This is a genomic window from Chryseobacterium ginsenosidimutans (assembly GCF_039536845.1).
Lineage (GTDB): Bacteria > Bacteroidota > Bacteroidia > Flavobacteriales > Weeksellaceae > Chryseobacterium > Chryseobacterium ginsenosidimutans_B.
Genome location: NZ_BAAAZJ010000003.1, coordinates 588,624 through 615,389 on the forward strand (window position 1 = coordinate 588,624; position 26,766 = coordinate 615,389).

26 protein-coding genes and 1 pseudogene are annotated in these 26,766 nt (G+C 33.9%); 19 read left to right on the forward strand and 8 right to left on the reverse strand.

Annotated elements, in window-relative coordinates:
* Nucleotides 1–13: 13 nt before the first annotated feature.
* Complete coding sequence (locus ABD745_RS02755) at nucleotides 14–1,654, reverse strand: S41 family peptidase (RefSeq protein WP_344824810.1); 1,641 nt, start codon at nucleotides 1,652–1,654, stop codon at nucleotides 14–16.
* Between the two features lie 190 nt (nucleotides 1,655–1,844).
* On the opposite strand from ABD745_RS02755, the gene ABD745_RS02760 reads away from it, so the two are divergent.
* From ABD745_RS02760 to ABD745_RS02800, 9 genes are all read left to right on the forward strand, one after another.
* Complete coding sequence (locus ABD745_RS02760) at nucleotides 1,845–3,071, forward strand: HD domain-containing protein (RefSeq protein WP_344824813.1); 1,227 nt, start codon at nucleotides 1,845–1,847, stop codon at nucleotides 3,069–3,071.
* A 72-nt stretch (nucleotides 3,072–3,143) separates the two neighbouring features.
* On the forward strand, nucleotides 3,144–4,175 hold the full coding sequence (gene lpxD, locus ABD745_RS02765) for a UDP-3-O-(3-hydroxymyristoyl)glucosamine N-acyltransferase (RefSeq protein WP_344824817.1): 1,032 nt from the start codon (nucleotides 3,144–3,146) through the stop codon (nucleotides 4,173–4,175).
* A complete protein-coding gene (locus ABD745_RS02770; protein ID WP_047399741.1) occupies nucleotides 4,168–5,565 on the forward strand; it encodes a bifunctional UDP-3-O-[3-hydroxymyristoyl] N-acetylglucosamine deacetylase/3-hydroxyacyl-ACP dehydratase in 1,398 nt (465 codons plus the stop codon). The genes lpxD and ABD745_RS02770 overlap by 8 nt, the downstream gene beginning before the upstream one ends.
* Nucleotides 5,566–6,360, forward strand: coding sequence for an acyl-ACP--UDP-N-acetylglucosamine O-acyltransferase (gene lpxA / locus ABD745_RS02775; protein ID WP_047399742.1), 795 nt, complete (start codon nucleotides 5,566–5,568; stop codon nucleotides 6,358–6,360).
* Between the two features lie 14 nt (nucleotides 6,361–6,374).
* Entirely contained in the window at nucleotides 6,375–6,707 is a 333-nt protein-coding gene (locus tag ABD745_RS02780) for a hypothetical protein (RefSeq protein ID WP_344824825.1), read from the forward strand.
* A gap of 16 nt (nucleotides 6,708–6,723) precedes the next feature.
* Complete coding sequence (efp, locus tag ABD745_RS02785; protein WP_047399744.1) at nucleotides 6,724–7,290, forward strand: elongation factor P; 567 nt, start codon at nucleotides 6,724–6,726, stop codon at nucleotides 7,288–7,290.
* A gap of 73 nt (nucleotides 7,291–7,363) precedes the next feature.
* Entirely contained in the window at nucleotides 7,364–8,266 is a 903-nt protein-coding gene (locus ABD745_RS02790; protein ID WP_344824830.1) for a UDP-3-O-(3-hydroxymyristoyl)glucosamine N-acyltransferase, read from the forward strand.
* A 91-nt stretch (nucleotides 8,267–8,357) separates the two neighbouring features.
* Nucleotides 8,358–9,230, forward strand: coding sequence for a succinate--CoA ligase subunit alpha (gene sucD, locus ABD745_RS02795; RefSeq protein WP_344824833.1), 873 nt, complete (start codon nucleotides 8,358–8,360; stop codon nucleotides 9,228–9,230).
* Nucleotides 9,231–9,248: 18 nt separating this feature from the next.
* On the forward strand, nucleotides 9,249–9,914 hold the full coding sequence (locus ABD745_RS02800) for a porin family protein (protein ID WP_344824836.1): 666 nt from the start codon (nucleotides 9,249–9,251) through the stop codon (nucleotides 9,912–9,914).
* 167 nt (nucleotides 9,915–10,081) lie between these two features.
* Here ABD745_RS02800 and ABD745_RS02805 read toward each other — a convergent pair whose 3' ends face one another.
* From ABD745_RS02805 to ABD745_RS02815, 3 genes are all read right to left on the reverse strand, one after another.
* Nucleotides 10,082–11,392, reverse strand: a complete 1,311-nt coding sequence (locus tag ABD745_RS02805; protein ID WP_344824839.1) for an ABC transporter permease — start codon at nucleotides 11,390–11,392, stop codon at nucleotides 10,082–10,084.
* 2 nt (nucleotides 11,393–11,394) lie between these two features.
* Nucleotides 11,395–12,306 (reverse strand): ABC transporter ATP-binding protein, encoded by a 912-nt coding sequence (locus ABD745_RS02810; protein WP_344824842.1) that lies wholly within the window; start codon nucleotides 12,304–12,306, stop codon nucleotides 11,395–11,397.
* 104 nt (nucleotides 12,307–12,410) lie between these two features.
* Nucleotides 12,411–12,761, reverse strand: a complete 351-nt coding sequence (locus ABD745_RS02815; RefSeq protein ID WP_047399752.1) for a T9SS type A sorting domain-containing protein — start codon at nucleotides 12,759–12,761, stop codon at nucleotides 12,411–12,413.
* Between the two features lie 121 nt (nucleotides 12,762–12,882).
* Between ABD745_RS02815 and hemB the strand changes: the two genes are divergently transcribed.
* Complete coding sequence (gene hemB, locus ABD745_RS02820) at nucleotides 12,883–13,872, forward strand: porphobilinogen synthase (RefSeq protein WP_344824847.1); 990 nt, start codon at nucleotides 12,883–12,885, stop codon at nucleotides 13,870–13,872.
* 59 nt (nucleotides 13,873–13,931) lie between these two features.
* On the opposite strand, the gene ABD745_RS02825 is transcribed toward hemB, so the two are convergent.
* The gene (locus ABD745_RS02825) at nucleotides 13,932–14,114 is read right to left on the reverse strand and encodes a bacteriocin (RefSeq protein WP_047399756.1); all 183 of its coding nucleotides are present in this window, start codon (nucleotides 14,112–14,114) and stop codon (nucleotides 13,932–13,934) included.
* A gap of 82 nt (nucleotides 14,115–14,196) precedes the next feature.
* Nucleotides 14,197–14,925, reverse strand: coding sequence for a hypothetical protein (locus tag ABD745_RS02830; RefSeq protein WP_344824852.1), 729 nt, complete (start codon nucleotides 14,923–14,925; stop codon nucleotides 14,197–14,199).
* Nucleotides 14,926–15,092: 167 nt separating this feature from the next.
* Between ABD745_RS02830 and lptB the strand changes: the two are divergent.
* The 3 genes and pseudogenes from lptB to ABD745_RS02845 form a co-directional block, all read left to right on the forward strand.
* Nucleotides 15,093–15,818 (forward strand): annotated as a pseudogene (lptB, locus tag ABD745_RS02835) (LPS export ABC transporter ATP-binding protein); the annotation flags it as partial.
* 508 nt (nucleotides 15,819–16,326) lie between these two features.
* Nucleotides 16,327–18,054 carry an ABC transporter ATP-binding protein gene (locus ABD745_RS02840; RefSeq protein ID WP_052186008.1) on the forward strand — a complete coding sequence of 576 codons (1,728 nt, stop codon included), beginning with the start codon at nucleotides 16,327–16,329 and terminating at the stop codon, nucleotides 18,052–18,054.
* Nucleotides 18,055–18,151: 97 nt separating this feature from the next.
* Entirely contained in the window at nucleotides 18,152–19,105 is a 954-nt protein-coding gene (locus ABD745_RS02845; RefSeq protein WP_344824855.1) for a helix-turn-helix transcriptional regulator, read from the forward strand.
* 206 nt (nucleotides 19,106–19,311) lie between these two features.
* Here ABD745_RS02845 and ABD745_RS02850 read toward each other — a convergent pair whose 3' ends face one another.
* Nucleotides 19,312–19,803 carry a DinB family protein gene (locus ABD745_RS02850; protein WP_344824859.1) on the reverse strand — a complete coding sequence of 164 codons (492 nt, stop codon included), beginning with the start codon at nucleotides 19,801–19,803 and terminating at the stop codon, nucleotides 19,312–19,314.
* A gap of 463 nt (nucleotides 19,804–20,266) precedes the next feature.
* Between ABD745_RS02850 and ABD745_RS02855 the strand changes: the two genes are divergently transcribed.
* From ABD745_RS02855 to ABD745_RS02870, 4 genes are all read left to right on the forward strand, one after another.
* Nucleotides 20,267–20,836, forward strand: a complete 570-nt coding sequence (locus tag ABD745_RS02855) for a cob(I)yrinic acid a,c-diamide adenosyltransferase (protein WP_034731935.1) — start codon at nucleotides 20,267–20,269, stop codon at nucleotides 20,834–20,836.
* Nucleotides 20,826–21,455, forward strand: a complete 630-nt coding sequence (locus ABD745_RS02860; RefSeq protein ID WP_344824867.1) for a thiamine diphosphokinase — start codon at nucleotides 20,826–20,828, stop codon at nucleotides 21,453–21,455. The genes ABD745_RS02855 and ABD745_RS02860 overlap by 11 nt, the downstream gene beginning before the upstream one ends.
* A gap of 159 nt (nucleotides 21,456–21,614) precedes the next feature.
* Nucleotides 21,615–22,490, forward strand: coding sequence for a tyrosine-protein phosphatase (locus ABD745_RS02865; RefSeq protein WP_344824870.1), 876 nt, complete (start codon nucleotides 21,615–21,617; stop codon nucleotides 22,488–22,490).
* Nucleotides 22,491–22,600: 110 nt separating this feature from the next.
* Entirely contained in the window at nucleotides 22,601–23,992 is a 1,392-nt protein-coding gene (locus tag ABD745_RS02870) for a type III PLP-dependent enzyme domain-containing protein (RefSeq protein WP_344824873.1), read from the forward strand.
* Between the two features lie 151 nt (nucleotides 23,993–24,143).
* Here ABD745_RS02870 and ABD745_RS02875 read toward each other — a convergent pair whose 3' ends face one another.
* Nucleotides 24,144–24,803, reverse strand: coding sequence for an HAD family hydrolase (locus tag ABD745_RS02875; RefSeq protein WP_344824876.1), 660 nt, complete (start codon nucleotides 24,801–24,803; stop codon nucleotides 24,144–24,146).
* A 166-nt stretch (nucleotides 24,804–24,969) separates the two neighbouring features.
* Between ABD745_RS02875 and speB the strand changes: the two genes are divergently transcribed.
* Both speB and ABD745_RS02885 read left to right on the forward strand, forming a co-directional pair.
* A complete protein-coding gene (speB, locus tag ABD745_RS02880) occupies nucleotides 24,970–25,824 on the forward strand; it encodes an agmatinase (RefSeq protein WP_089755912.1) in 855 nt (284 codons plus the stop codon).
* 68 nt (nucleotides 25,825–25,892) lie between these two features.
* Nucleotides 25,893–26,753 (forward strand): bifunctional helix-turn-helix domain-containing protein/methylated-DNA--[protein]-cysteine S-methyltransferase, encoded by an 861-nt coding sequence (locus ABD745_RS02885; RefSeq protein WP_344824887.1) that lies wholly within the window; start codon nucleotides 25,893–25,895, stop codon nucleotides 26,751–26,753.
* The last annotated feature ends 13 nt before the right edge of the window (nucleotides 26,754–26,766 follow it).

Genomic DNA, 26,766 nt, shown 5'->3' on the forward strand with positions numbered 1-26,766 from the left:
TTCTTTGTTTCATTTAATAACCTTCTTTTATATATTTTAAAGCTCTTTCCAGAATTTCATCTTTTCCTTCCCGAATACCTTTTACGCTTGGCTTTACAATGATATCAGGAATGATTCCTGTTCTCTGGGTTTCTTTTCCGTCCGGATAATAAGCTCCTAGACCTGTAAAACTTGTCTCCAAATCAGCAATATTGAATCTGATAACATCACCATTTGCTCCTGAAGTGTAGCTGCCGATAACTTTTACTTTCGGATGCTGTTTAAACATCATGACAGTAGTTTCAGCCTGGCTTTGTGTATTTTCATCAACCAAAATTACCACATTTCCTTTATAATATTCAGAATTTTTTCTCCCGATACTGTTTTTCCGACTGTAAAATTTACTCAGATAATTTGTTTCAGGAAATATAAACTGATAATAAACTGTATTGTCAGGAAGGAATAATTTACTCAAAGGTAAGATCGTCATTTTTGGGTAATTTCTGGAATCAATAATGATGGATTCTGTCGATTTTAAATTTTTAAACATTTCGTCCAGATCTTTTCTCTCAATCACTCCCATATTTACATATCCGATTTTTCTTTCATCATCCAGAAATTTCCATTTTTCAGGTTGAATCGGTTTTTCAGAAATTATATCTTTTAGAAAGTAAGTTTTTACTCTCAAAGCCAGATTTTCACCATTTCTTTCGATTTTAAGATAGGTAGAATCTTTATTGGTCATTAAAAAAAGCCGTCTTACTTTTTTAATTTTCCCCCACGAATTGGAAGCAGGAATATATTTTCCAAAAGAATTTACTTTTTGTGGAATTGTTAAACCATTAATATCGTAAATCACGTCACCTATTTGCAACGGATTTTCTTCATTAAATGTATTGGAATTGAGTTTGGTTACGACCAATTTTCCTTCAGCGTAAGAATATTCTACCGGTACATTTTTTCTTCCGTATTGACTTAAACTAATTAACGGAGATAATAAAAATGCATGTGAATCATCAGTTTTGGTTATCAGTTCTGCGAGATTTAAATGATAATCTACGTCGTTATTAATATTTAGAAATTTTGGAATCATTTCCGTTAAAACATCATTCCAGTTTTGATCGGTTTTGTATTTATAAGGAAAAAAATACTGTGCATAATTCCAATATCTGAATAATTCAAAAAGACTGATCTGCTTTGAAATAAATTTTGAACCATAAGAATTTTCATTTCTGAAATAAACTTTTCTTCCATTAATTCCGAAATAATAATTTTCTCCAATATTTCTATTCTTCTCAATATAATTCAGTTTTCGAATCACATTTTCTGAAAAAATATTTTGATTATTAATCCAGCTTAAATCAAAATTCTTTAGAAAATAAATTTTATTCTCCTCTTTTAAACATTCTTTACACTCATCTACTTTTCCAAGACCGTCAATCCAATCTGAATATAATTGGTTCAACTGGTTTTTATCATTAATATTTTCAATTTCATCAATTTTCTGAAAAAGCTGGTCATCCCAATTGAATTTGCCTTTGGCAACATTCGGATGATAATATTTTAGAAATCCCCAAACTTTGCAAAGCGATTCTAATTTTTGAGTTTCAGATAAATTCTGTGCCGAAAAATTAAAGCCAAGAAACAATAGGATAAAAAGTGAGAATTTTCTCATTAAAGGTTATTCGAATTTCTATCAAAGATAATTTTTAAACACAAATTCACAAAAAATTTTATAGAATTAAATTGATGAAGAACAAACTAGCTTGAAGTTATCTTGAATTTAAATCAGATTTTTTAATACTAATTTAATTTACCTCTAAAATTTAAAATCCCTAAATTTGTGTACAAATACTGACGTTTCAATGCAGAATAAGCTAAAAATCATCAACGATCCCGTTCACGGATTTATCAGAATTCCCCACGAAATTTTATTTGACATTATCGAGCACCCTTACTTCCAGAGATTAAGAAGAATAGGGCAGACCGGACTTTTAAATCTGATCTTTCCGGGTGCGACGCATACAAGATTTCATCATGCTTTGGGTGCAATGCATTTGATGTTTACAGCTTTAGAAACGTTGAAACAGAAAGGGGTGAAAATTTCTGAAGAAGAGGAAAAAGGAGCAATGTTAGCAATTTTGATGCACGATATTGGTCACGGACCGTTTTCCCATGCTTTGGAAAGTATGCTGATGGACGATTGGCATCACGAAAATCTTTCATTATTATTGATGAATCGGTTAAATGAAGAATTTAATGGAGAATTGTCAGTTGCTATTGAAATGTTTCAGGGAAAATATCATAGAAAATTTTTCAATCAGTTAATTTCATCTCAGTTAGATGTCGACAGATTAGATTATTTAAAACGTGACAGCTTTTTTACAGGAGTTTCGGAAGGAAGTATTAATACACAGCGAATTATTTCCATGATGAACGTTTGTGATGAAGGGGAATTGGTAATTGACGCAAAAGGTGTATATTCTATTGAAAATTTCCTTACAGCCAGAATGTTTATGTATTGGCAGGTTTATTATCATAAAACTTCGGCGTTGGCAGAGTTTCTTTTGGTAAAAATCTTAGAAAGAGCAAAATATCTGGTTTCGCAAGAAGTTGATTTACCTGCAACCGAAAATTTGAAATATTTCCTGCATCGCGGAAAGAGTTCTGCAACAGATGAAGATGTGGAAAGATTTACTCAATTGGACGACAACGATGTCATTCAGGCAATGAAATCCTGGCAAAATGCAGATGATCTTATCTTATCTTATTGGTGTAAATGTGTGATTCAGAGAAATCTTCCGAAGACAATCATATCATCCCACTCATTTAGTAGAGAATTCATTGAGGAAAAAATAAAAAATACCAATGAATTTTTCGGAATCGATAATGGGGATGAATTGGTGCATGAAATTAAGAGAAAACTTCTCCCTTACAACACCAAAAAACAACCGATTTTTTTACTTCAGAAAAATGGTAAAAAAATAAGGCTGGAAGAATCGGAAGACCAGCTTTTATCAGGTTTAATGGTGAATAAGACGACAAGATATATACTGACTTTTCCAAGAGATATTTCTAACATAATTTCTTAAAGAATATTAAAATTCACGATCTGAAAATTAAAAAATGTTTGCGAATTACAGAATTTCTTATCTTTGCAGAATATGGAATTTACAGCTTCGCAAATTGCAAGTTTTATTGACGGAAAAATAATAGGTGACGAGACTGCACTTATTACTGGAGTTTCACCAATTGAGAATGGAGAATCAGGGCATCTTTCTTTTATAGCACAAGATCGGTTTTCGCATTATCTGGACACTTCGAAATGTTCCGTTATCATCGTTTCGGAAAATCTTTTAGCAAAAGATATTTATAATCCTACTATTATTGCGGTAAAGGATGCCTATCTTTCTTTTCAGGTTTTAATGAATCTGTATCAGGAAATGCAGGGCAGAAAACAAGGGGTTGAAGATGGTTCTTCGATTCATGAGACCGCTGTGATCGGTGATGGAGTTTATATCGGAGCATTCACTTATGTTTCTGAAAAGGCTAAAATAGGGGAAGGAACTCAGATTTATCCTCATGTTTACATCGGAAAAGGTGTTAAAATCGGAAAAAACTGTAAGATTGACAGTGGAGCGAGGATCTATGATTATTGCATTATTGGTGACAATTGTATAATTCATTCCAATACAGTTGTCGGAGGTGACGGATTTGGTTTTCAGCCAACGAAGGAAGGATTCAAAAAAATTCCGCAGTTAGGAAATGTGATCATTGAAGATGATGTTGAGATCGGTTCAAACTGTAGTATCGACAGAGCAACAATCGGTTCTACCATTATCGGAAAAGGAACTAAAATTGATAATCTGATCCAGATTGCTCACAATGTAAAAATTGGTCAGAACAACGTCATTGCAGCACAAGCCGGAATTGCAGGATCTACTGTTATTGGCGACTGGAACCAGATTGGAGGACAAGTGGGAGTTGTAGGTCATATTAAAATAGGAAATCAGGTGAAAATTCAGGCCCAAAGTGGCGTGAATTCTAGCGTTAACGATAAAGAAACGTTGTACGGTTCACCGGCAATCAGTTATAACGACTATCTTAGAAATTACGTACATTTCAGAAATTTCACTGAAATTGTAGGTAGAATAAATAATCTTGAGAATACCTCAAAAGATAAAACTAATGAGTGATATGCAAAAAACACTTCAGCAAGAAGTGACACTTTCCGGAATCGGACTTCACACTGGTAAAGAAGTAAAATTAACCATGAAACCTGCAAAAGAAAATACAGGTTTTGTATTCGTAAGAACAGATTTGGAGGGACACCCTCAAGTCGAAGCTGATGTTAATTATGTTGTAGCGACAGAAAGAGGAACAACATTAGAGAAACTGGGAGTTAAGATCAATACTTGTGAGCACCTTTTGGCTGCTTTGGTAGGATGTGATATAGATAACGCCATTTTAGAGATGGATGCTTCTGAACCACCAATTTTAGATGGTTCTTCAAAGTTTTTTGTTGAAGCTATCGAAAGTGTTGGAGTAATTGATCAAAATACTGTTAGAGAATATCTTGTTGTAAAGGAGGTTCTTACATACAGTGATCCTGCAACCGGGTCAGAAATCACGATCATTCCTTCGGATACCTACGAAATTACTACAATGGTAGATTTTGGGACTAAAGTTTTAGGAACTCAAAATGCTACTATGAAAAATATTTCTGAGTTTAAAGAAGAGATTTCATCTGCAAGAACATTCAGTTTTTTACACGAATTAGAAATGCTTTTGGATCACGGTTTGATCAAAGGTGGAGATATTTCTAATGCGATCGTTTATGTAGATAAAGATCTTACGCCTGAAACTACAGAAAAACTGAAGAAAGCTTTCGGTAAAGACAATGTGTCGATCAGACCAAACGGAATTCTTGATAATTTAAACTTAAACTATCCTAACGAAGCTGCAAGACACAAATTACTTGATGTAATCGGTGATTTAGCTTTGGCTGGTGTGAAGATAAAAGGTAAAGTAATTGCCAATAAACCGGGACATTTTGTGAATACTCAATTTGCAAAAAAACTGAACCGTCAGTGGAAACTGCAGAAAAAGAAAAACGTTCCTGATTTTGATTTAACGAAAGAACCTGTTTTTGATATCAACGGAATCATGAAGCTTATGCCTCACAGACCTCCGTTCTTATTAATTGATAAAATCCTTGAACTTTCAGATTCTCATGTTGTAGGTCTTAAAAATGTAACGATGAATGAACCTTTCTTTGTTGGGCATTTTCCTAAAGAACCTGTAATGCCGGGAGTTTTACAAGTAGAGGCTTTAGCACAGACAGGAGGGATTCTTGTATTGGCAAGCGTTCCGGATCCTGAAAATTACTCTACTTATTTTATTAAAATTGATAAAGTAAAATTCAAGAGAAAGGTAATTCCGGGAGATACTCTTATATTCAAAATTGAATTGATAGAGCCTATCAGAAGAGGTATCGTTCATATGCAGGGGTACGGTTACGTGGGAGATACGGTAGCCGTAGAAGCAGAATTAATGGCCCAAGTTGCAAAAAATAAAGTTGATTAAATGATTCATCAATTAGCAGCCGTTGATAAACGTGCGAAAATCAGCAAAAATGTAATTGTAGAACCTTTTACTACAATTGCAGGGGATGTAGAAATCGGGGAAGGATCTTGGATTGGTTCTAATGTTACCATTATGGATGGAGCAAGAATCGGGAAAAATTGCAGAATTTTCCCGGGAACCGTAATCTCTGCGATTCCTCAAGATCTTAAATTTGATGGTGAAGATACACAGACAATCATCGGTGATGATACAACAATTAGAGAATGTGTGACGGTAAACAGAGGAACTAAAGCTTTAGGGTATACCAAAATCGGTTCAAACTGTCTTATTATGGCAACTTCTCATATTGCTCATGACTGTGTTATCGGAGATCATGTTATCATCGTAAACGGTTGTGGTATTGCAGGTCATGTAGAAATTGGCGATTATACTGTAATGGGAGGTTTGTCGGCTGTTCATCAGTTTGGTAAAATCGGAAAACATGTGATGATTTCCGGAGGTACTTTGGTGAGAAAAGATATTCCGCCTTATGTAAAAGTAGCCAGAGAGCCGATGTCTTATGCAGGAATCAATTCTGTTGGTTTAAGAAGAAGAGGATTTACGAATGAGAAAATTTTTGAAATTCAGAAAATTTACAGAGCTATTTTTCAGATGAAAATGAACGTTTCTCAGGCAATTTCGCATATTGAAAAAGAAATGCTTCCGACTGCTGAAAGAGACGAAATTCTTCAGTTTATTCAGAATTCTCCAAGAGGTATCGTAAAAGGATACGGAACAGGAAAAGACAGTAATTAAAATATAAATTACAAATGAAAATTTTAATCTTACTTATAACGCTTTCGGCTGCATCTTTGTTGTTTGGACAGCAGAAGGAAGGATTAAAAACTGAAAAAACAACGAGGACTTCCATCATGGAAAGAAAGCTTCCTGAAAAGTCTAATGACAGTATTGCTAAGAATAATTTAAATGATATTCTGAAGCAGAATAATACCAGAACTTCAATTTTTGGAAGCGCTAATCAATATAATTCTGAAATTCAGACGAATGTAAACAGATTAAATAATAATGTGAATACATTTAATAATAATACATTTAACAGATTACCTCAAGCGCAGGGAATACAATTTAATAAAAGAAAATAAATACATATAAAAATTAATGGCAACAAGTAACGATATAAGAAAAGGACTTTGCATCGAATTCAGCAATGATATTTTCAAGGTTGTTGAATTTATGCACGTAAAGCCAGGTAAAGGTCCTGCTTTTGTAAGAACAAAATTAAAATCAGTAACAAACGGAAAAGTTCTTGATAATACTTTCTCTGCAGGTCACAAGATCGATGAAGTAAAAGTGATCACAAGAAAATTCCAATATCTTTATGATGATGAGAATGGTTTCCACTTCATGAATAATGATGATTTCTCTCAATTATATTTGAATAAAGAAATGATTGAAAACTCTAATCTGATGAAAGCAGGTGAAGAAGTTACCATCATTTTAAAGGAAGCGGATGAGACGCCTTTGTCTGCAGAACTTCCTCAATCTGTTTACTTAGAAGTTGTGGAAGCTGATCCGGGAGTGAAAGGAAATACTGCTACCAACGCTCTTAAGAATGCTATCGTTGAAACAGGAGCAAGAGTAATGGTTCCTCTGTTCATTGAAGCAGGAGACAAAATCAAAGTGAGTACAGAAGATGGTTCTTACTTAGAAAGAGTAAAAGAATAATTTTAAATAAAATTTACATAAATTCGGTTTGCATAGGCATTCCGAATTTTGTTTTATAATAAAATCAATTGTTATGAGATTTCATTCTCCGCAAAAACTGAAAACTATAGCCGATCTTATCGGATCAAAATTTATTGGTTCTGAAGACTTTGAAGTGTTGGGAACTAATGAAATTCACATGGTAAAACCTGGAGACATAGTTTTTGTAAATCATCCGAAATATTATGATAAAGCTTTAAATTCTGCAGCAACTATTATCTTAATTGATAAAGAAGTTGATTGCCCTGAAGGAAAAGCGCTTTTAGTTTCCGATGATCCTTTCAGAGATTTTAATAAAATTAATACTCATTTTACGAGAATATATAATTTCACAGAAGAACTTCATGATGCTGAAATTGGTGAAGGAACAAAAATTCATCATTCTGCAGTGATCGGAAACAATGTGAAAATAGGAAAAAATACGTTGATTTTCCCAAATGTTGTAATTGGTGACAGAAGTGTTATCGGTGATAATGTTGTTATTCAATCCAATACGGTTTTGGGAGGTGACGCTTTTTATTACCGAAAAGTAAATGGAAATTTTGATCGACTAATTTCGGTTGGAAATGTTGTCATTGAAAATAATGTAGAGATCGGAAACGGTTGTACCATCGACAGAGGGGTTACAGATTCTACGGTAATTGGCGAAGGTTCTGTTTTGGATAATCAAATCCAGATTGGTCATGATACCGTTATCGGAAAAAAGTGTCTTATCGCTTCACAAGTCGGAATTGCAGGCTGTTGTGTGATCGGTGATGAAGTAACATTATGGGGACAGGTGGGTATCGCTTCAGGGAACAAAATTGAAAGCGGATCTGTAATTTTAGGTAAAACAGGAGTCAACAGAGATCTTGAAAAAGGTACTTATATCGGTATGTTTGCAGAAGATTTTAAAACTTATCTGAAAAAAGAGGTTAAACTGAGAAATCTCAAATAAACAAATCACGCAGATTTATCTGAAATCAAAGAAATTTAAGTAAATTTGTGAGCATTAATAAAAATAATAAATAAATTAAAATTATAATAAAATGTCAATTTTAGTAAACAAAGATTCTAAAGTAATTGTACAAGGATTTACAGGGAACGAAGGTACTTTCCACGCAAGTCAGATGATTGAATACGGAACAAATGTTGTAGGTGGTGTTACTCCGGGAAAAGGAGGGAGCGAGCACTTAGGAAAGCCGGTATTCAACACTGTAGCTGATGCTGTAGCAAAAGCTGGAGCTAATGTAAGTATCATTTTCGTACCGCCTGCATTTGCTGCTGACGCAATCATGGAAGCTGCTGAAGCGGGTATCAAAGTTATTGTATGTATTACTGAAGGTATTCCTGTAGCGGATATGGTAAAAGTAAAATCTTACATTGCTGACAGAGACTGCAGATTAATCGGTCCAAACTGCCCAGGAATCATTACTTCTGAAGAAGCTAAAATTGGTATTATGCCAGGTTTCGTTTTCAAAAAAGGTAAAGTAGGTATCGTTTCTAAATCAGGAACTCTTACTTATGAAGCTGCAGATCAGGTTGTAAGAGCTGGTTTCGGTATTTCTACTGCAATCGGTATCGGTGGTGACCCAATCATTGGTACAACTACAAGAGAAGCATTAGAATTATTCATTAACGATCCTGAAACTGAAGCAGTTGTAATGATCGGAGAAATCGGTGGTGGTCTTGAAGCAGAAGCTGCAAGATGGTACAAAGCTAGTGGTTCTACAAAACCTGTTGTAGGTTTCATCGCTGGACAAACCGCTCCTAAAGGAAGAACTATGGGACACGCAGGTGCTATCGTAGGTGGTGCAGAAGATACAGCTCAGGCTAAGATGGAAATCATGAGAGAAAACGGTATCAACGTTGTAGATTCTCCAGCTGACATCGGTGCAACTGTTGCAAAAATTTTAGCTTAATATATAAAACATAACAACATGAAAAAATTTTTATTAACCTCTGCTTTGGCACTTTCTACAATGTCTTTCGCCCAGATCGATTTTAGTAGTACAAGATTTGGTGTTACTGCAGGAGGAAACTATTCCAGAGTAAAAAATGCTCACAATCCTTCAGGTCCTAGATTTACAGCTCAAGGTGGTGTATTGGCCCTGATTCCGGTAGGTAAAGAAAATCAGTTTTTCTTACAGCCGGAGGTTGTATTTTTTGGAGCCGGAGAAACCGGTAAAGATAAGGATGCTAAAAATATAGATGGTTATAATGCTGTATATGCAAATAATTATCTTAGTGTGCCGATTTATTTTAAAGGATATTTCTCAGAAGCTGAGTCAGAATTCTTCGGTTTGGCAGGTCCTAGATTTAATTTCTTATTAAGTCAGAATGTGAAAAATGCACCATTGGGAAGAGAATATTATGATCCTGATTCTCCAGCTGCTAACGGTGAGATTAATGGAAAAGCAAGCAAATTTAACTTTGGTATAGGTATAGGTGTTGGCTATAGCTACAAAAGACAGTTAGAACTTACGGCTAAGTATGATTTTGGTCTTTCTAACACGTATCCTGGTTTAGATAAAGAGCCTAAAGGTTCTGACAAAGCAAAGTCTGAACAGGTACTTAGTTTAAGCTTAAGCTATATCTTCAGATAAGAATTTATTTCATTTTAAGACACAAAAAATCCCGGAACTCAGTTTCGGGATTTTTATTTTTATAAGAATTAATTTAAAATAATTGTTTAAAAGTTTCGCTGAATAAAATGGAAAAACTCAAATTTATTTTAATCAAAAATTAGCAATTTTTACGTTAAAATTTACAATTATCCTTTGATCCATTTCCAGATTTCTTTTAATGTAGCTTTATTCCCATACATTAAAATCCCTACCCTGTAAATTTTTCCTGCCAGGAAAATCATAAAAATGGTTGTTCCTAAAAGTAAACCGATCGATAATGCAATCTGCCAAGCCGGAACTCCATAAGGAATTCTTGCAATCATTGCAACAGGTGAAGTAAATGGAATAATTGATAACCAAAATCCAAGAGGACCATCGGGATTATTCATTAATGTAAAACTTCCATACATTCCCAACATTAATGGTAAGATCGCGAATAGTGTGAATTGTTGTGTTTCTGTTTCATTGTCGACGGCAGAACCGATTGCTGCATAAATCGAGCTGTAAAAAATATATCCCAAAAGGAAAAACACAATAAATACAAAGATGATTAAAGGGAAATTCAGCTCTAATAAACTATGAGAAATCTGAGTTCCGATCTGTAAAATATCAAATTTACTCATCATCTCTTCGTTCCCTCCAGGAATATTTTTCGGGATCGATGAAAATCCTGTATTTAAGACAACTGCACCGATTACGGACATCGTGATCCAAACCACAAATTGCGTCAAAGCAACCAAAGTTACTCCCAAAATTTTTCCCATCATCAGTTCAAAAGGTTTCACGGAAGAAATAATAATTTCTACAACGCGGTTGTTTTTTTCTTCCAAAACACTTCTCATTACCCGAACTCCATAAATGATGATAAACATGAAAGTAACATACATGAGAAGCATACTTAAAACACTTTTCACTCCAAAAGCGAGATCAGAATCTTCTTTGTTGTTTTCAGCAACATTGATGGTTTTTAATGTGAAATTTTTATCAAGATTATTCAGCTGCGTTTCTGCAATACCTAACTCCTTGATTTTTTCTTTTTTAATAACATCTGTAATGTCGGAAACGATTTTCTGTTTCGTATCAAACCCGATTTTACTGTTAATAACCAATCTTGTATTTTGTTCTAAATCATCAAAATTATGGTTTTTTAATTCCGGTAAAATTAAAATTCCGTCTAATGATTCATTTCCTTTTAAATTATTTATTTTCGACTTTTCATCAGCTGCAGAAACGAAAGTATAAGCAAGTCTGTCATTAGATTTTAAGTGATTTTTAAATAAACCGCTTTTATCAACAACTTCAATTACGCTGTGAGATTCATTGGCTTTAAACATTAAACCAATCACCGAACCAAAAGCAATTAATAAGATCGGAGCCAGTAAAGTTAATATAATGAAAGATTTTTTCTTAACCTGTGTAAGAAATTCCCTTTTTGTAATTAAAAAAATGTTATTCATAATTAAGAGTTTTTGCTTACCGCATTAATAAATACTTCATTCATACTCGGAATTCTTTCATCGAATGATCTTACTTTTCCAACATTCACAAGATCCAGAAGTATGTGATTCTGATCAGCTTCATTTTTTAAATCAAAAGAAACCAGATTGTTTTCATGATTTAAATTAAAAATTTCATATTTATTTTTGAAACTTTCCATTTGAGAATCATTCACTTCAGAAAGGGTAATTCCGAAAATGTTTTTCTTGAATTTTTCTCTTACATCGAAAACCCTGCCGTCAATAATTTTTTTTGAATTATCAATTAAAGCTACATAATCACACATTTCTTCCACACTTTCCATTCTGTGTGTTGAAAGAATAATTGTTGTTCCGTTATTTTTAAGATCAATAATCTGATCCTTAATCAAATTGGCATTCACAGGATCAAAACCTGAAAACGGTTCATCAAGAATTAATAAATGTGGTCTGTGAAGAACAGTCACCACAAACTGGATCTTCTGAGCCATTCCTTTTGAAAGTTCAGACAGTTTTTTCTTCCACCATTGATCGATGTGAAGTTTATCAAACCATTTTTTTGCTTCATTTAAAGCGTCATTCTTACTCATTCCTTTCAGCTCTCCGAAATAAAGAAGCTGGTCACCAACAGTCATATTTTTATACAAACCTCGTTCTTCAGGCATGTAACCGATGTCTTTGATGTGATTGGGATTAAGCTTTTCTCCGTTAATTTGAATCTCTCCGGAATCAGCCTGAGTAATTTGATTGATGATACGGATGAAAGAAGTTTTTCCGGCCCCGTTCGGACCCAAAAGACCATAAATACTTCCTTTCGGAACATGGATGCTAAAATCATCCAAGGCCACCTTTTTTCCGGCGTTGTAGGTCTTTCTAATATGTTCAGCTTTTAGCATTAAATTGTTTTTACCTATTAGTATAATAAAGTCCCGAAAGTTACGGAATTATTAAAACAGAATTAAGCTAAAAGAAAAAATCCTGATGATTATCAGGATTTAAATTATTGTTTTACTATTTGGGTAACTTTCATTGTGTTGTCGCTCAAAATGTAGCGAATCAAATACTTTCCGGGTTTTAATTTATCGATGTTAATCTCCCCCGAATTCATATTTACTGAATAATTGGCAACCTGAGTACCCAAGATTGAATAAAAAGTCACACTTTTGATTCTTAAATTAGAATCCTTTGCCTTCATAATAAGGAAATCCTTTGCAGGATTCGGATAGGCAACAAGTACACCATCATCAGACTTCTGAGAGAGGGATCCTGGCTCCTTAATTTGAGCTTTCATATTGTTGGAAAATCCAACAAAAGTGCCTAAAAAGATAAATAAAAGTAGAAGTTTTTTCATCAAATTATAATTTCTATAGGGATATTAAAACAAAAGTAAACAATTCTATAATTTCCTGCAATAGTTTTTTGTAGAACTTATAGTAAATTTGCATTAAATTTCATTCAAAAAGTATTCCAAAATGATACATTCAAGAAATAGAAGGCTGAGAGTAAACGAATCTGTCAGAAGTTTAGTAAGAGAATGCACCCTTACAACTAATGATTTTGTAATGCCGATCTTCGTAATGGAGGGCGAAAACAAGGAGGAACCAATCCCGTCGATGCCGGGAATTTTCAGGAGAAGTATAGATTTGACGGTGAAGGAATGTAAGGAATTATTTTCTTTAGGAGTAAAAGCTGTCAATCTTTACATGAAGGTTCCGGAAGAGGTGAAAGACAACACCGGAAAAGAAGCCTGGAACAAAAACGGACTGATGCAAAACACGATCAAAGCGATCAAAGATGCTGTTCCGGAAATGGTTATAATGCCCGATGTAGCTTTAGATCCGTACTCAATTTACGGTCACGACGGAATTATTGAAAACGGTAAAATCATAAATGATGCAACCAATGACGCATTGGCAAGAATGTCGGTTTCTCTTGCAGAAGCCGGAGCTGACATTGTGGCACCAAGTGATATGATGGACGGAAGGGTGCAGGTAATTCGCGAAGCTTTGGAAGAAAGCGGATTTACAGATGTTGGTATTTTAAGTTATGCCGCCAAATATGCAAGTTCTTTTTACGGACCTTTCAGAAGTGCTTTAGACAGTGCTCCTAAAGATAATATGGAAATTCCGAAGGATAAAAAAACTTATCAGATGGATTTTCACAATTCGAGGGAAGCATTAAATGAGGTATTCAAAGATATTGATGAAGGTGCAGACATCATCATGATCAAACCGGGACTTCCGTATTTGGATATTGTTTCTAAAGTTCGTGAAGCGATCGATCTTCCGATTGCAGTTTACAATGTAAGCGGAGAATATGCAATGGTAAAAGCGGCTGCACAAAACGGCTGGCTGGATAATGATAAAACAATTATCGAAAGTTTAACCTGCTTCAAAAGAGCAGGAGCAGATATGATTTTCACTTATTTTGCAAAAGAAGCAGCAATTCTTTTAAATAAATAATTTTTTAAAACATATTTAAAGTAAAACACCTCAATTTGAGGTGTTTTTGTTTTTAAGATTTAACCAAAACAGGCTTTGTAATGAGGTGATCCCGGAACGATAGGATTCTCCCCTCCATTATCATAAACACAAATATTTGACGGGCACAAATACCATCCTGCAGGACAATTTCCGTTCGCATCTGGTGGACGGATATTCCCACCATTAATTTTCATTAGATCCTTTTTTGTTAATTTTTTCATGATAGATATTTATTTGATTAGCAAATCTAAAATAGTAAAAATTTATCACATTACTTTGAAATAAATTAAATGAAATTAAGACTTACATAATATTAAAATCCTTTCCTTTCGTGAATTTTGCAGCAAAAGGAGCTTGATTTCCAGTATATTTTAAAATGAAATTTTTCTTTGTATCGGTGTCAACTTTTGCCTCAACTTCCACACCTTGAGTCTGAAAATTTACATCCAGATCGACTCCGGCTTCTTTTTCCAGATTTATTTCCACACTTTCCGCATAAAAAAGTGAAGCACTCAAATAATTAAATTTAATATTTTTTCTATAAGATTTTGATTGATCTTGAGTAAACTCCGAATAACTTCTTAAAATTTCAATTCCGGGTGAATCAATATTGGTAATTCTGGATTTTGTCACACCGTTTACTTTTATTGAAAAGTCTTTTGCATTTTTAATATCTCCACTTACTCCGATATTGAAAAGAGACGGTAAAGAAAGTCCAAATTCGATCATACTGTCTTTTGTAAATTCAAAATCAGGAATTAAAGCCGGAAATTTAGGAACAGTTAGTAATTGATTTTTAACCGTGTTTAATTGGTCTCCGGAAAACAGATATCCGATCAGATTATTGTTGGTTGTTCTCCAGTTTCTTCCGTTCCATTCATAAATTTCACAAAGCATTGTGTCAAGCGAAGAGTGGGGAAGAAGATCCATATCCTGCCATTTGAAAACTTCTTTGGCATAAGGTCTTCTGTTGATAATATTAACTCCAAGATCTAAAGCCAAAAGCTCGGTTAATTGTTTGTTGTTTTCCATATTGATAAATGTTGATTAGTTTTTATAAAATTAATTAAAAATTGTTTGGCTTGAATTTAAATTTCATTTAAAATATTATCGATAAAGGTTTATTAAAATTTCATAAATCTTTCAAGTCCATTTTTTAATCTAAAAATTGAATTCAAAAAAACTTTATCTTTGCCGTTATGATTTTACGAGGAGAAAACTTAATCAAAGAATACGGTCCTAAAAAAGTTGTAAAAGGCGTTTCTGTACAGGTTCAGCAGGGAGAAATTGTTGGTTTGCTTGGTCCGAACGGAGCAGGAAAAACCACTTCGTTTTATATGATTGTTGGGTTGGTTAAGCCTACTTCCGGAAAAATTTTTCTGGATAAACAGGAGATCACGACCGATGCGATGTATCGAAGAGCTCAAAAAGGTATCGGTTATCTGGCTCAGGAAGCATCAGTCTTCAGAAAACTTTCTGTGGAAGAAAATATCATGGGAGTTTTGCAGCTCACGAAGCTTTCAAAACGTGAGCAGCAGATGAAATGCGATGAACTGGTTGAAGAATTCTCATTGCAGCACGTTCGTAAAAACAGGGGAGATCTTTTGTCCGGAGGAGAAAGACGTAGAACGGAAATTGCCCGTTGTTTGGCTACAAGCCCAAACTTTATCCTTTTGGATGAGCCTTTTGCCGGAGTTGACCCGATCGCGGTTGAAGATATTCAGAAAATTATCAGAAGTCTGGTAGATAAAAATATCGGAATTTTAATTACCGACCACAATGTACAGCAGACTTTAGCGATTACCAATAAAACATACATCATGTTTGAAGGTAGAATTCTGAAAGAAGGTCTTCCGGAAGATTTGGCAAACGATCCGCAGGTAAGAGAAGCATATCTTGGTGATAACTTCGTGTATCAAAGTATTTTAGATAAACCGAAAAAAAGAAAGTATGCTTATAATATCTGGGCTGGAAATTTTGAATCCAAATCTCAGTTTCAAGGGTTTGTCAATGAAAATTTTGCGCAGTTTGACGATTTGAGATTAATGCACGGTTTTGAAGATATTGGTTTTGCGACGTTAGGAAATTCTGAAATTGAGCATATTTTCAATGATGTTGTTGATAAAAATGCCAACAACTCTTTTGCATTCCAAAAAAAAGAAATCAATTCTCAATATTCTTTAGAACAGGCAGAAGCAGAATCAAAGGCTGCAAGCAAATCTGAACTTCATTACTTAACGACCTATCTTTACGAAGGATAAAATGTAAAATAAGCAATTTAATTTGCTGAAAAATATAATAAAACGTACCTTTTCTCTCGGAAACGGTACGTTTTTTAGTTAAATAATTCCTATGGCAAAACCTTTCAACAGAACCGTCACTTTATTCGGAATTTACAAACAGCTTGTTCCATTTATCAAACCTTATCGATTGATGATTTATGGAACTTTATTCCTCACATTTTTAGGAGCTCTCGCAGCGCAGGTCAATCCGTTAGTTTTAAAATATACCGTGGATGAAGTGACAAAACTCACGCATCTTCCCCATCCGATGTCGGAAGGAATCCATGTTTTGGTGGTGATTTCAGTTATTTTACTGGGAAAAGAGTTATTAAATATTTTTATCAATTTCGGACAGAAATTTTATGGTGAAAAAATCAGAATTAATGTAAGTTCGGTTTTGGCTCAATCGGCAATTGACAAGATTTTAACATACAGGGTGGCTTATTTTAATGATGAAAACCATGAATCAGGAAAACTACAAATCAGGATAGATCGTGGAATTGAAAGTTTAACCAAATTGGTTCAAAATTTTTTCATTGATATGCTGCCACTGTTTTCAAATGCAATTATAGCGTTGATCATTATGTATTTACAGAATGTGTATGTTGGTATTGTTTCTACGATTATTGTTCCGATTTATTTTTATATCAGTTCTTTACAGGCAAAAAAATTGGGTGGAGTTCGCCGGCAATTGAGAAATCAGCGTGAACAAAAAACTTCCGGACTTTTAAATTTAATTAATTCCATAATGGTTATTAAAAGTTTTGTCCGTGAAAAGTTCGAAGGTAAAAAACAATACGATTTGCAGATGCAGTTGATGGAAAGTCAGATGTTTACGCGAAAAACGAATTTTATTTATGACGGCTTAAAAACTTTTATTGAACAGTTCGGTGTTGTTTTAATTATACTTTTAACTGTTTATTTGGTATTGGATCAGCAAATGACAATTGGTGCAATTATGCTTCACATCATGCTTTTCAACAATGTTTCGGCTCCGATCCGTCAGCTTCACAGAATTTACGATGATATGAATGATGCGATGATCTATGCAGAAGGTTATTTTGATATTTTAAATGCAGATAATGAAAAAGAACCGAATGGAAATTTTGTAGAGAAAGACATCAAAGGAAATTTTGAATTAAAAAATGTCAACTTTTCCTATCCAAACGGAACTCAGGCTTTACACGATGTTTCCATGAAAATTGAAAATGGAAAAACAACGGCTTTAGTTGGATTAAGCGGTGCCGGAAAATCAACCATAATCAATCTTTTATGTAAATTTTATCTTCCAAATTCTGGAGAAATTTTATTGGATAATGTTGATTTAAATAATTTTGAAAATACTTTTTTAAGAAACGATTTAGGACTGGTTTTGCAGAAAAACCATATTTTCCAGGGAAGTATTGAAGACAATATTCGCTACGGAAATATGAACGCTACTTTTGAGGAAATAGAAGAAGCTGCAAAAAAAGCATATTTACACAATCAGATTCTAGACTTACCGGAAAAATATAATCACGACGCCACCCAACTTTCCGGAGGTCAGCAACAGAGAATTGCGATTGCAAGATTGTTCCTGAAAAATCCACCAATTATTTTCCTTGATGAACCGACTGCAAGTTTGGATGCGATTGCCACAGAGCAGATCAAAAACTCTTTAGATGCGATAAAAGAAGGAAGAACAGTAATTATTATTTCGCATTCTTTGTCACAGATTTTAGATTCGGATAAAATTTATGTCATGAAAAAAGGCAGAGTCGTAGAAAGCGGAACTCACGATCAATTAGTACAAATCAACGGAACTTACAGAGAAATTTTCGATGCTTCAGCAAGAAGTTTAAATTTGGATAAATTAATGAATACTTTTAAAGATAATTAATTAGATATTAAGATATTAAGATATTAAGATATTAAGATATTAAGATATTAAGATATTAAGATATTATTTTTGCTAAACACTAAAACACTCATACTTAATGAACGACCACTACCTAAAAAAACTCGACCGCGTAACCGCTATTCTCACCCAATTACAGTCAAAACCAATTGTAAAAGCGAAGGATTTGGCTGCAAAATTTGATGTAAGTGTCAGAACAATTTATCGGGATGTAAAAACGTTAGAAAATGCTGGAATTCCGATTATTGGTGAAGCGGGAAGTGGATATTCTTTGATGGACGGTTATAAACTTCCGCCTGTGATGTTCACAAAAGAAGAGGTATTAAGCTTTATCACTGCTGAAAAACTGATGCAGAAATTTTTACATCAGAGCTTGGGAAATCACTATCAAACGGCGATGGAAAAGGTACGTTCCGTATTAAAATATTCAGACCGAAATTTAATTCAGAATATTGAAAAGCAGATCGATGTTTACAATTATCATCCCAAAACTGAAGATAATATCCAAAATATTATTCCTATTATTCTAGAAAGTATTGCGGAAAAAAAACAACTGATTTTAGAATATGCAACGGTGGATTCCAAAGTTTCTATGCGGACTATTGAGGTTGTTGGTGTTTTTTTTGAGTTTAATTATTGGTATATCATGGCTTTTTGTACGCTGCGGAATGATTTTAGGCAGTTCAGGGTTGACAGAATTTTACAGATTTTTAAAACTCAGAATCCGTTTCTGCAGGAATATGGCCAGATTAATGATTACAGGCAGAATCCGAATGGAAATAGAACAAAAGTCAGATTGTTAGTAGAAAAGAAAATTATCGGACATCTTGTTAATTCTAAAAAATATTATGGTTTAATTGAAGAAATCGAAAAAGGAGACAGAGTAGAAATGATCTTTGAAACAGACTGGATTAATGACGGTTTTCCACGTTGGCTGATTACGTTTGCGGATTATGCTGAAGTTTTAGAACCTGAAGGTCTTAAAGAAAAATTAAATGATCTGTTAATAAAAATCTCAGAAAAGCATAAATAAAACCCCAACAAATTATTCTGTTGAGGTTTTTAGCAATATTTAATTAAATTGAAGATGTTTTTGATAACAAAAGGCGAATCTGCAGTCACAAAATGGTTTGTCAAAATTTAATTTATAGATGCATTTCCGCCCTTATTTTTATTAAGATTGATTTTTCATATTAAGTTTAATTAAAGATTTTAGTCTCCATAAAGGCATTAAAGATCCTAAAATCTCTCCCAAAAAAAAGGCGGCTCAATTCCTAAAGCTCTTAAATAAACATATCCTTGCCCACGGTGATGAATTTCGTTATCCACGAAATACAAAATATTCTGATAAACCGGAAATTCGTACTGACCGAATAATTTGAAAGTTTCCTGGAAACGCTCTTCCGAAATTTCACCGAAATATTGATTGATTATCTCTGTCTCCTCATCCCATTTTCTCAAAATATCTTCTTTGGTTTTTGGATTAAAAGCTTCTTCATTGTATGCTTCCATATTTTTGTTCACGATTCCTTTCAAAGCCGGCCCTCCGATGCTGATTAATTCAACTGCCAGTTTTGCAAAAGGTCTCATCCCACCTACTGAAAACTCGAATAATTCCTTTTCCGGGAACATTTCGATTACCCTTCTCGTTAGATTTCTATGGCCTTGCCAATGTTCTAATAATTGTTGAGAAGTCATAAATTGTTTTGTGATTGTTGCTGTAGTTGTCATAATTTTAATATTGTTTGTTATTGTTGATACAAAGGTAAAACAGAGTGATGACAACAGTTTGTCAGTAGGATTTATGTAATTAAAAAAATATTTTTTTCTTTTTAAAATAATTGTGCAGATTTCTCCGTTAAAGGCTCATACTTAAGCAATGTTAGGTAAATAAATAATTTGAAAGTGGTCGGTCTTTTGGGATCGATCATTTTTGTTTTAGATAAAAAATGTTATTCGAATATGTCATTTCGACGAAGGAAAAATCTATCAACTATCAACCCAAAATTATCAACTATTTAGAGCTATTTCCAGCTTTTCACTATATCTTTTGGGTTACGGTCTCCGCTTCGCTCCGCCCGCAACCCAAAAGGATGCCGTTGCAATCTGGGCTATGGCTGTTGTCGGAATTAGAAATTCAAAGCCATTCAAATCAAAATTTGTAAACCTTCTAAGAAAAAAGTAATTTAGTACTATGAAAATTTACACGAAAACAGGCGATAAAGGTCAGACTGCACTGTACGGCGGAACGAGAGTTTCCAAAGCGAGTGCAAGAGTTGACAGCTATGGAAATATAGATGAACTCAACTCATTCATAGGTATTTCAAAAAGTCATATTGAGGATGAAGAGGTTTTAAAACAATTAAAGAAAATTCAGTTTGATTTATTTACAGTTGGTTCAGAAGCCGCAACTCCGGTTGACAAATTAATGTTGGCAAACGGAAAATCCCGTCTTCCATTAATAATTTCAGATACGGAAATCGAAGAGCTGGAAAACTGGATGGACGCTTTTGAAGATAAATTAGAGCCTTTACAATATTTTATTCTTCCCGGTGGCGGGAAATCGGCTACTTTTTTACATGCGGCAAGAACAATCTGCAGAAGAGCAGAACGTTCTTTGGTTTTCTTGAATGAATCGGAAGAGGTTCGTCCCGAATTGATCAAATATCTAAACAGACTTTCAGATTATCTTTTTGTTTTGGCGAGATATATTTCAAAAATCAATAACGAACCGGAAGAATACTGGAATCCTAATGAAAGATAAAGTATTACTTTTCATCAACGGAGATCCTCCAAAAACTTTTCCAAACCCTGAAGAATATGGCTTGATTGCATGTACAGACGGTGCTTTTCATTACCTGAAAAACCTGAATTTTCCATTGGATCAACTGGATTTTATTTCCGGTGATTTCGATTCACATTCCGGATCGGATGAAAATGTGTACGAAGAAAAATTCATTTACACTCCCGATCAGGATAAAACAGATTTTCATAAAGCATTGGAAATTATTGCAGGAAAAGGCTTCAAAAATGTTGATGTTTTAGGCGGAAGCGGAGGAGAACAGGATCATTTTTTAGGAAATCTTACGGTGACTTTTGCTTTTAAGGATCAGTTAAACATAAAGTTTTACGATGAGTTTTCCGAATATTATTTTGTTCCCCAAAATTTTTCTATAAAAGGTGTAAAAGATAAAATGGTTTCATTGTATCCTTTTCCATCCGTTGAAAATATTACAACAAATGGGCTGAACTGGCCTTTAACAAACGAAAATTTAGGCATTACTTCAAGAATCGGAACAAGAAACTTTGCGGTGGAAGATGAGGTTTCTATTAAATATGATAAAGGAGATTTGTTGATTTTTATTGGGAGGAATTATTTGTAGTTAAACACGGAATACACAATGTTTTCACAAATAAGCACAATATTTGCATCAATAGAAACGGGCTTTAGCCCGTTTTCAAAATAAACAAAATCAACTGGCTTTAGCCAAAATATAAAGATAGGAACCCAAACATCTGTGTAAATCTGCGGGAATTAAAAAATGAAAAATCCTATTAAAATATCATTTCTAATTATTTCAATATTCTGTATTTTCTCTTGTAAAACGCAGAAGTTTTCCATGCCCGAATACGGTAAAAATGAAACAGAAAAAGATATTAAAATTAAAAAAGTCCACAATTTCCGAACAGTTGGAAATATAAAAAATGTTGATGGAAGAACATTAAAAGAAGGAAAATTCTACAGAAGTGGAAATTTATATAAACTGAAGAAAAAGTCTTTCAAAGAATTAGAAAACTTAGGTATAAAAGAAATTATTGACCTTAGAAATTCAAAGGAAATTGCCAAAAAGCCGGATCGTCTTCCAACGGATATTGTTTACAAAAATTATTCTGCATTTGAAGATAAAGGTGATCAATTGGATCAGGCTAAAAAATTAGTGTTGAAAGGAAAGGTCAATGGTTCAGATGCCGACAGAAGAATGCTTGATTTTTACAAAGATTACGTCACAGAAAATCCTGAAATGATCAGGAAAATTATCACTGAAATTTTAGATTCAGACCAGCCAACTTTGTACCACTGCACTGCCGGAAAAGACAGAACGGGAATAACGACAGCGTTGATTTTGACAATTTTAAAATTCGACAAAGAAACCATTTACAACGATTATCTTCTATCCAATAATTACAGGGAAAAATTAGTAGATAAACGACTTACTCTTGCCAATAATTTACATTTTCTATATCCGAAAATGGATATTAAAGTATTGGAAAAACTAAGCTGGGTTGAAACGGATTATTTGGATGCTGCTTTTAACGAAATCAATAAAAAATACGGTTCAATTGATAATTATATTCAACAGGTATTGAAAATTTCTGAAAATAAGAGACAGGAGTATATTCAGAAGTTTACGTATTGACAATTAGAGCTGTTTTTTTATAATTTACCCACTTAAAATTATGATAAATTTAACGCTTAAAAACCAAACTTTTTTAGCAATTTTGCAGTTCTTAATTCACTTGTTTAGAAATGAAAATAAAATACTCGGAACTTATTGATCAGACGTTGTATTTTCCTACTGAGGAGTTCAATGTTTCTGAGAACAATTTGTTATTTCACGACATTCCTTTGATGGAGGTTGTTGAAAAGTTTGGCACTCCGCTAAAGATTAGCTACCTGCCGAGAATTTCTCAAAATATCCAAAAAGCCAAGAGCTGGTTTAGGGAAGCCTTTGAGAAGACCGATTATAAGAAGAATTATAGATATTGCTACTGTACAAAATCAAGTCATTTTAAGTTTGTATTGGAAGAAGCATTGAAAAATGATATTTCCATAGAAACTTCTTCAGCCTATGACATGGATATCGTAAAATCTCTTTACAAAGAAGGAAAAGTAACGAAAGATATCGAAGTAATCTGTAACGGTTTCAAAACGGATGATTATCTGGCGAAAATTTCGGATATGATCAACAGTGGTTTTGAAAATATTACGCCGATTCTGGATAATTACCGTGAACTGGACAAGCTTACAGAAAGCATCGATACGACTTTTGACATCGGAATCAGAATTGCTTCTGAGGAAGAGCCGAAGTTCGAATTTTATACCTCAAGATTAGGAATCGGGTACAAAGATATTATTCCATATTACAGTCAGAAAATCGCTGAACACCCGAATGCAAGATTGAAAATGCTTCACTTTTTCATTAACACGGGGATCAAAGACACGGCATATTACTGGAACGAATTGTATAAATGTCTTCGTGTATATGCACGTTTGAAGAAAATTGCTCCGGAAGTAAATTCTCTGAATATCGGAGGAGGTTTCCCTATCAAAACATCTTTGCAGTTTGATTACGATTATCAGTATATGGTTGAAGAAATCGTTTCTCAGATCAAGAAATTCTGTGAAGAAGAAGGAGTTGAAGAGCCGAATATTTATACTGAATTCGGAAGTTTTACCGTTGGAGAAAGTGGTGCAAATATTTATAAAATTATTTCCCAAAAACGTCAGAATGACAGAGAAAAATGGAATATGATCGATTCATCTTTCATGACCACACTTCCTGATACATGGGCAATTTCAAGACACTTTATCATGCTTCCGTTAAACCGTTGGGATGATACATATGAGAGAGTTTTCTTAGGTGGATTGACTTGTGATTCAGATGATTATTATAATTCTGAACAACATACAAATGCTATTTATCTGCCGGTTTTCAGTGATACGAAACCTTTGTATATCGGTTTTTTCCATACAGGAGCATATCAGGAAACAATTGGTGGTTATGGTGGTGTTCACCATTGTTTAATGCCTCAGCCAAGACATATTTTGATCCAAAAAGATGAGAATGGAGAGTTTCAATATGAGATTTTCCGTGAGAAACAGGAACCGGAAGATGTTTTAAAACTTTTGGGTTATTAATAAAAAGACAATGGTCATTGCGAGAAGCGAAGCGACGAAGCAATCTTATCATAGGAATGGGCTTTAGCCCGTTTAATCAATAAAACATCAAATTGGCTTTAGCCAAACTTATACAAAACAAAAGCTCTCAAATTTTGAGAGCTTTTTATATTTAAAAATATTTTGAAATTTTATCCAATTCCAAATCAACATAATCCGAAACTACAATATTCGCCAACGTATAATCCTGATTTTTAGAATGAGGACTTCTATAAGCCGCACAAAAAATATTTGCTCGGTGTGATGCTAAAATTCCATTCGTAGAATCTTCAATCACCATGCAATTTTCAACAGGTTCGTTTGCCATTTCTGCTGCCAAAAGAAAAACTTCAGGATGAGGTTTTGATTCTTTCAATTCTGCGCCGCTTATTTTTCCGCTGAAATATTCTTCCAGTTCGAATTTTTCAAAAACCATGTTGATTGTCGCCATCGTTGCGGAAGAAGCGAGAATTAATGTAATTCCGTTTTCGTAATAATGTTGAATCAATTCTTTTACTCCAGGAATTAGATCAAATTCTTCATCATTATAAAAGTAATCCTTGAAATAATCTCTTTTTGTTTTTGCGATTTCTTCGTAAGTCTGTTTTAAATTAAATTTATTAATCAAAGTATCACAAACTCTTTTAGTAGAAGCACCTGTAAAAGAAGTATATAAATCTTCGGAAACGTCAATTCCCAAATCATTGAATGTTTTAAAATAGGCTTTTCTGTGCAATGGTTCTGTATCCACAATCACGCCATCCATATCGAATAGCACAGCTTTTAACGACATAAAATTAAATTTTAAACAAAAATAATGTTTTAAAACTTAAGGATTAAAGGATTTGAAAATTAAAAAAGTATAATGATGGTTAAAAATTCATGACTCATCACTCTTAATTTATAACTCAAAGAGTATTTTGTATCTTTGCCGAAATCATTTAATTTTTAAGCAAGACATGAAAACATACGCAGGAATTCCTGAAGAAAATGCATCATTAGAGAACTCGAAAGTAGTGTTGGTAACTGTTCCTTACGACGGAACTTCAACTTGGGGAAAAGGAGCCGACAAAGGTCCTGAATTATTCCTTGATGCTTCTGAAAATATGGAGCTTTACGACATCGAAACAGGAACTGAACCTTATCTGGAAGGTGTTTATTTAGCTGGAGAAATTACAGAAAAATCCTCACCTGAAGCCATGACAGAAGCTGTTTATCAAAAAACGAAAGAGCTTTTGAATAACGATGGTAAATTATTCACTCTTTTTGGTGGAGAACACTCCGTTTCTATCGGTTCGATTCGTGCGGTTGGTGAAAAATATGAGAATTTGACAGTTCTTCAATTGGATGCTCACACAGATTTACGTCCCGAGTTTCACGGTTCTACTTCTAATCATGCTTGTGCGGTTTTTGAAGCAAATCAGAAACATAATTTGGTGCAAGTGGGAATCCGTTCTATGGATATCGAAGAAGCTGAATATTTACCCGAAGGAAGAGTGTTTTTCGCTCATGAAATTGCCAACAACGAAAACTGGGTAAATGACGTACTGGAAAAAGTTTCAGGAAATGTTTATATCACTATCGATTTGGATGCTTTTGATCCTTCAATTGCTCCGTCAACAGGAACTCCTGAACCTGGTGGGTTACAATGGTATCCAACATTAGAATTATTAAGAAAAGTATTTGAAAAATGTAACGTTGTAGCATTTGATATTGTAGAATTAATGGATTCTCCGATGGCAAAACCAAGCGCATTCTTAGCCGCTAAGTTATATTACAAGATGCTTGCTTATTATCATATTAATCAAGACTAAAACTTCGCAAGAATCGGATTTTTTCTGCCAGAAATTCTTTGGAAATTTGTGAGGTAAAACAAAATGATATGTCCACACAAAATCAAATAGATTATAACCGAATTGCGGAAGCGATAGAGTATATTCAAAGTAATTTTAAGCTTCAGCCGAGTTTGGATGAAGTTGCAGAGAAGATTAATCTGAGTCCGGCTCATTTCCAGAAAATATTCACGGATTGGGCAGGAACGAGTCCGAAGAAATTTTTACAGTTCATCAGTCTAGAACATGCTAAAAATTTATTGAAGGAAGAAAAAGCGAGTTTGTTTGATACAGCTTACGAGACAGGACTTTCAAGCACGAGCAGATTGCATGATTTGTTTGTGAATATTGAAGGAATGTCTCCGGCAGAATATAAAAACGGCGGAAAAAGCCTTATAATCAATTACAGTTTTTCCGAAAGTCCTTTTGGAAACGTAATCACAGCTTCCACAGAAAAAGGAATCTGCTACATGGCTTTTGAAAACGATTTAAATAAAGCATTGGGAGATTTAATTTTTAAATTTCCTAATGCTTCTTTTTTTGAAAAACAGGATGAATTTCAAAAAAATGCCTTGTCCATTTTCAATAAAGACTGGACGAAACTTAATACCATCAAATTACATTTAAAAGGAACAGATTTTCAATTAAAAGTCTGGGAAAGTCTTCTCACTATTCCAATGGGGAAATTGTCAACTTACGGAAATTTAGCCGAAAAAATTGGAAATCCAAATGCTTCAAGAGCAGTCGGAACAGCCATTGGAAGTAATCCTGTAGCATTTTTAATTCCCTGTCACCGTGTGATTCAATCTTCGGGAAATATTGGTGGTTATCGATGGGGAAGTGAGAGAAAACAGTTGATTGTTGGCTGGGAAAGCTCAAGAGTTTATTCTGATTCTTTAAACACAAATTAACACAAATCTTTAT

Coding starts and splice junctions, on each gene's coding strand:
- ABD745_RS02755 (WP_344824810.1), bottom strand. CDS start 1,654: ATGAGAAAATTCTCACTTTTTATCCTATTGTTTCTTGGCTTTAATTTT.
- ABD745_RS02760 (WP_344824813.1), top strand. CDS start 1,845: ATGCAGAATAAGCTAAAAATCATCAACGATCCCGTTCACGGATTTATC.
- lpxD (WP_344824817.1), top strand. CDS start 3,144: ATGGAATTTACAGCTTCGCAAATTGCAAGTTTTATTGACGGAAAAATA.
- ABD745_RS02770 (WP_047399741.1), top strand. CDS start 4,168: ATGAGTGATATGCAAAAAACACTTCAGCAAGAAGTGACACTTTCCGGA.
- lpxA (WP_047399742.1), top strand. CDS start 5,566: ATGATTCATCAATTAGCAGCCGTTGATAAACGTGCGAAAATCAGCAAA.
- ABD745_RS02780 (WP_344824825.1), top strand. CDS start 6,375: ATGAAAATTTTAATCTTACTTATAACGCTTTCGGCTGCATCTTTGTTG.
- efp (WP_047399744.1), top strand. CDS start 6,724: ATGGCAACAAGTAACGATATAAGAAAAGGACTTTGCATCGAATTCAGC.
- ABD745_RS02790 (WP_344824830.1), top strand. CDS start 7,364: ATGAGATTTCATTCTCCGCAAAAACTGAAAACTATAGCCGATCTTATC.
- sucD (WP_344824833.1), top strand. CDS start 8,358: ATGTCAATTTTAGTAAACAAAGATTCTAAAGTAATTGTACAAGGATTT.
- ABD745_RS02800 (WP_344824836.1), top strand. CDS start 9,249: ATGAAAAAATTTTTATTAACCTCTGCTTTGGCACTTTCTACAATGTCT.
- ABD745_RS02805 (WP_344824839.1), bottom strand. CDS start 11,392: ATGAATAACATTTTTTTAATTACAAAAAGGGAATTTCTTACACAGGTT.
- ABD745_RS02810 (WP_344824842.1), bottom strand. CDS start 12,306: ATGCTAAAAGCTGAACATATTAGAAAGACCTACAACGCCGGAAAAAAG.
- ABD745_RS02815 (WP_047399752.1), bottom strand. CDS start 12,761: ATGAAAAAACTTCTACTTTTATTTATCTTTTTAGGCACTTTTGTTGGA.
- hemB (WP_344824847.1), top strand. CDS start 12,883: ATGATACATTCAAGAAATAGAAGGCTGAGAGTAAACGAATCTGTCAGA.
- ABD745_RS02825 (WP_047399756.1), bottom strand. CDS start 14,114: ATGAAAAAATTAACAAAAAAGGATCTAATGAAAATTAATGGTGGGAAT.
- ABD745_RS02830 (WP_344824852.1), bottom strand. CDS start 14,925: ATGGAAAACAACAAACAATTAACCGAGCTTTTGGCTTTAGATCTTGGA.
- ABD745_RS02840 (WP_052186008.1), top strand. CDS start 16,327: ATGATTTATGGAACTTTATTCCTCACATTTTTAGGAGCTCTCGCAGCG.
- ABD745_RS02845 (WP_344824855.1), top strand. CDS start 18,152: ATGAACGACCACTACCTAAAAAAACTCGACCGCGTAACCGCTATTCTC.
- ABD745_RS02850 (WP_344824859.1), bottom strand. CDS start 19,803: ATGACAACTACAGCAACAATCACAAAACAATTTATGACTTCTCAACAA.
- ABD745_RS02855 (WP_034731935.1), top strand. CDS start 20,267: ATGAAAATTTACACGAAAACAGGCGATAAAGGTCAGACTGCACTGTAC.
- ABD745_RS02860 (WP_344824867.1), top strand. CDS start 20,826: ATGAAAGATAAAGTATTACTTTTCATCAACGGAGATCCTCCAAAAACT.
- ABD745_RS02865 (WP_344824870.1), top strand. CDS start 21,615: ATGAAAAATCCTATTAAAATATCATTTCTAATTATTTCAATATTCTGT.
- ABD745_RS02870 (WP_344824873.1), top strand. CDS start 22,601: ATGAAAATAAAATACTCGGAACTTATTGATCAGACGTTGTATTTTCCT.
- ABD745_RS02875 (WP_344824876.1), bottom strand. CDS start 24,803: ATGTCGTTAAAAGCTGTGCTATTCGATATGGATGGCGTGATTGTGGAT.
- speB (WP_089755912.1), top strand. CDS start 24,970: ATGAAAACATACGCAGGAATTCCTGAAGAAAATGCATCATTAGAGAAC.
- ABD745_RS02885 (WP_344824887.1), top strand. CDS start 25,893: ATGTCCACACAAAATCAAATAGATTATAACCGAATTGCGGAAGCGATA.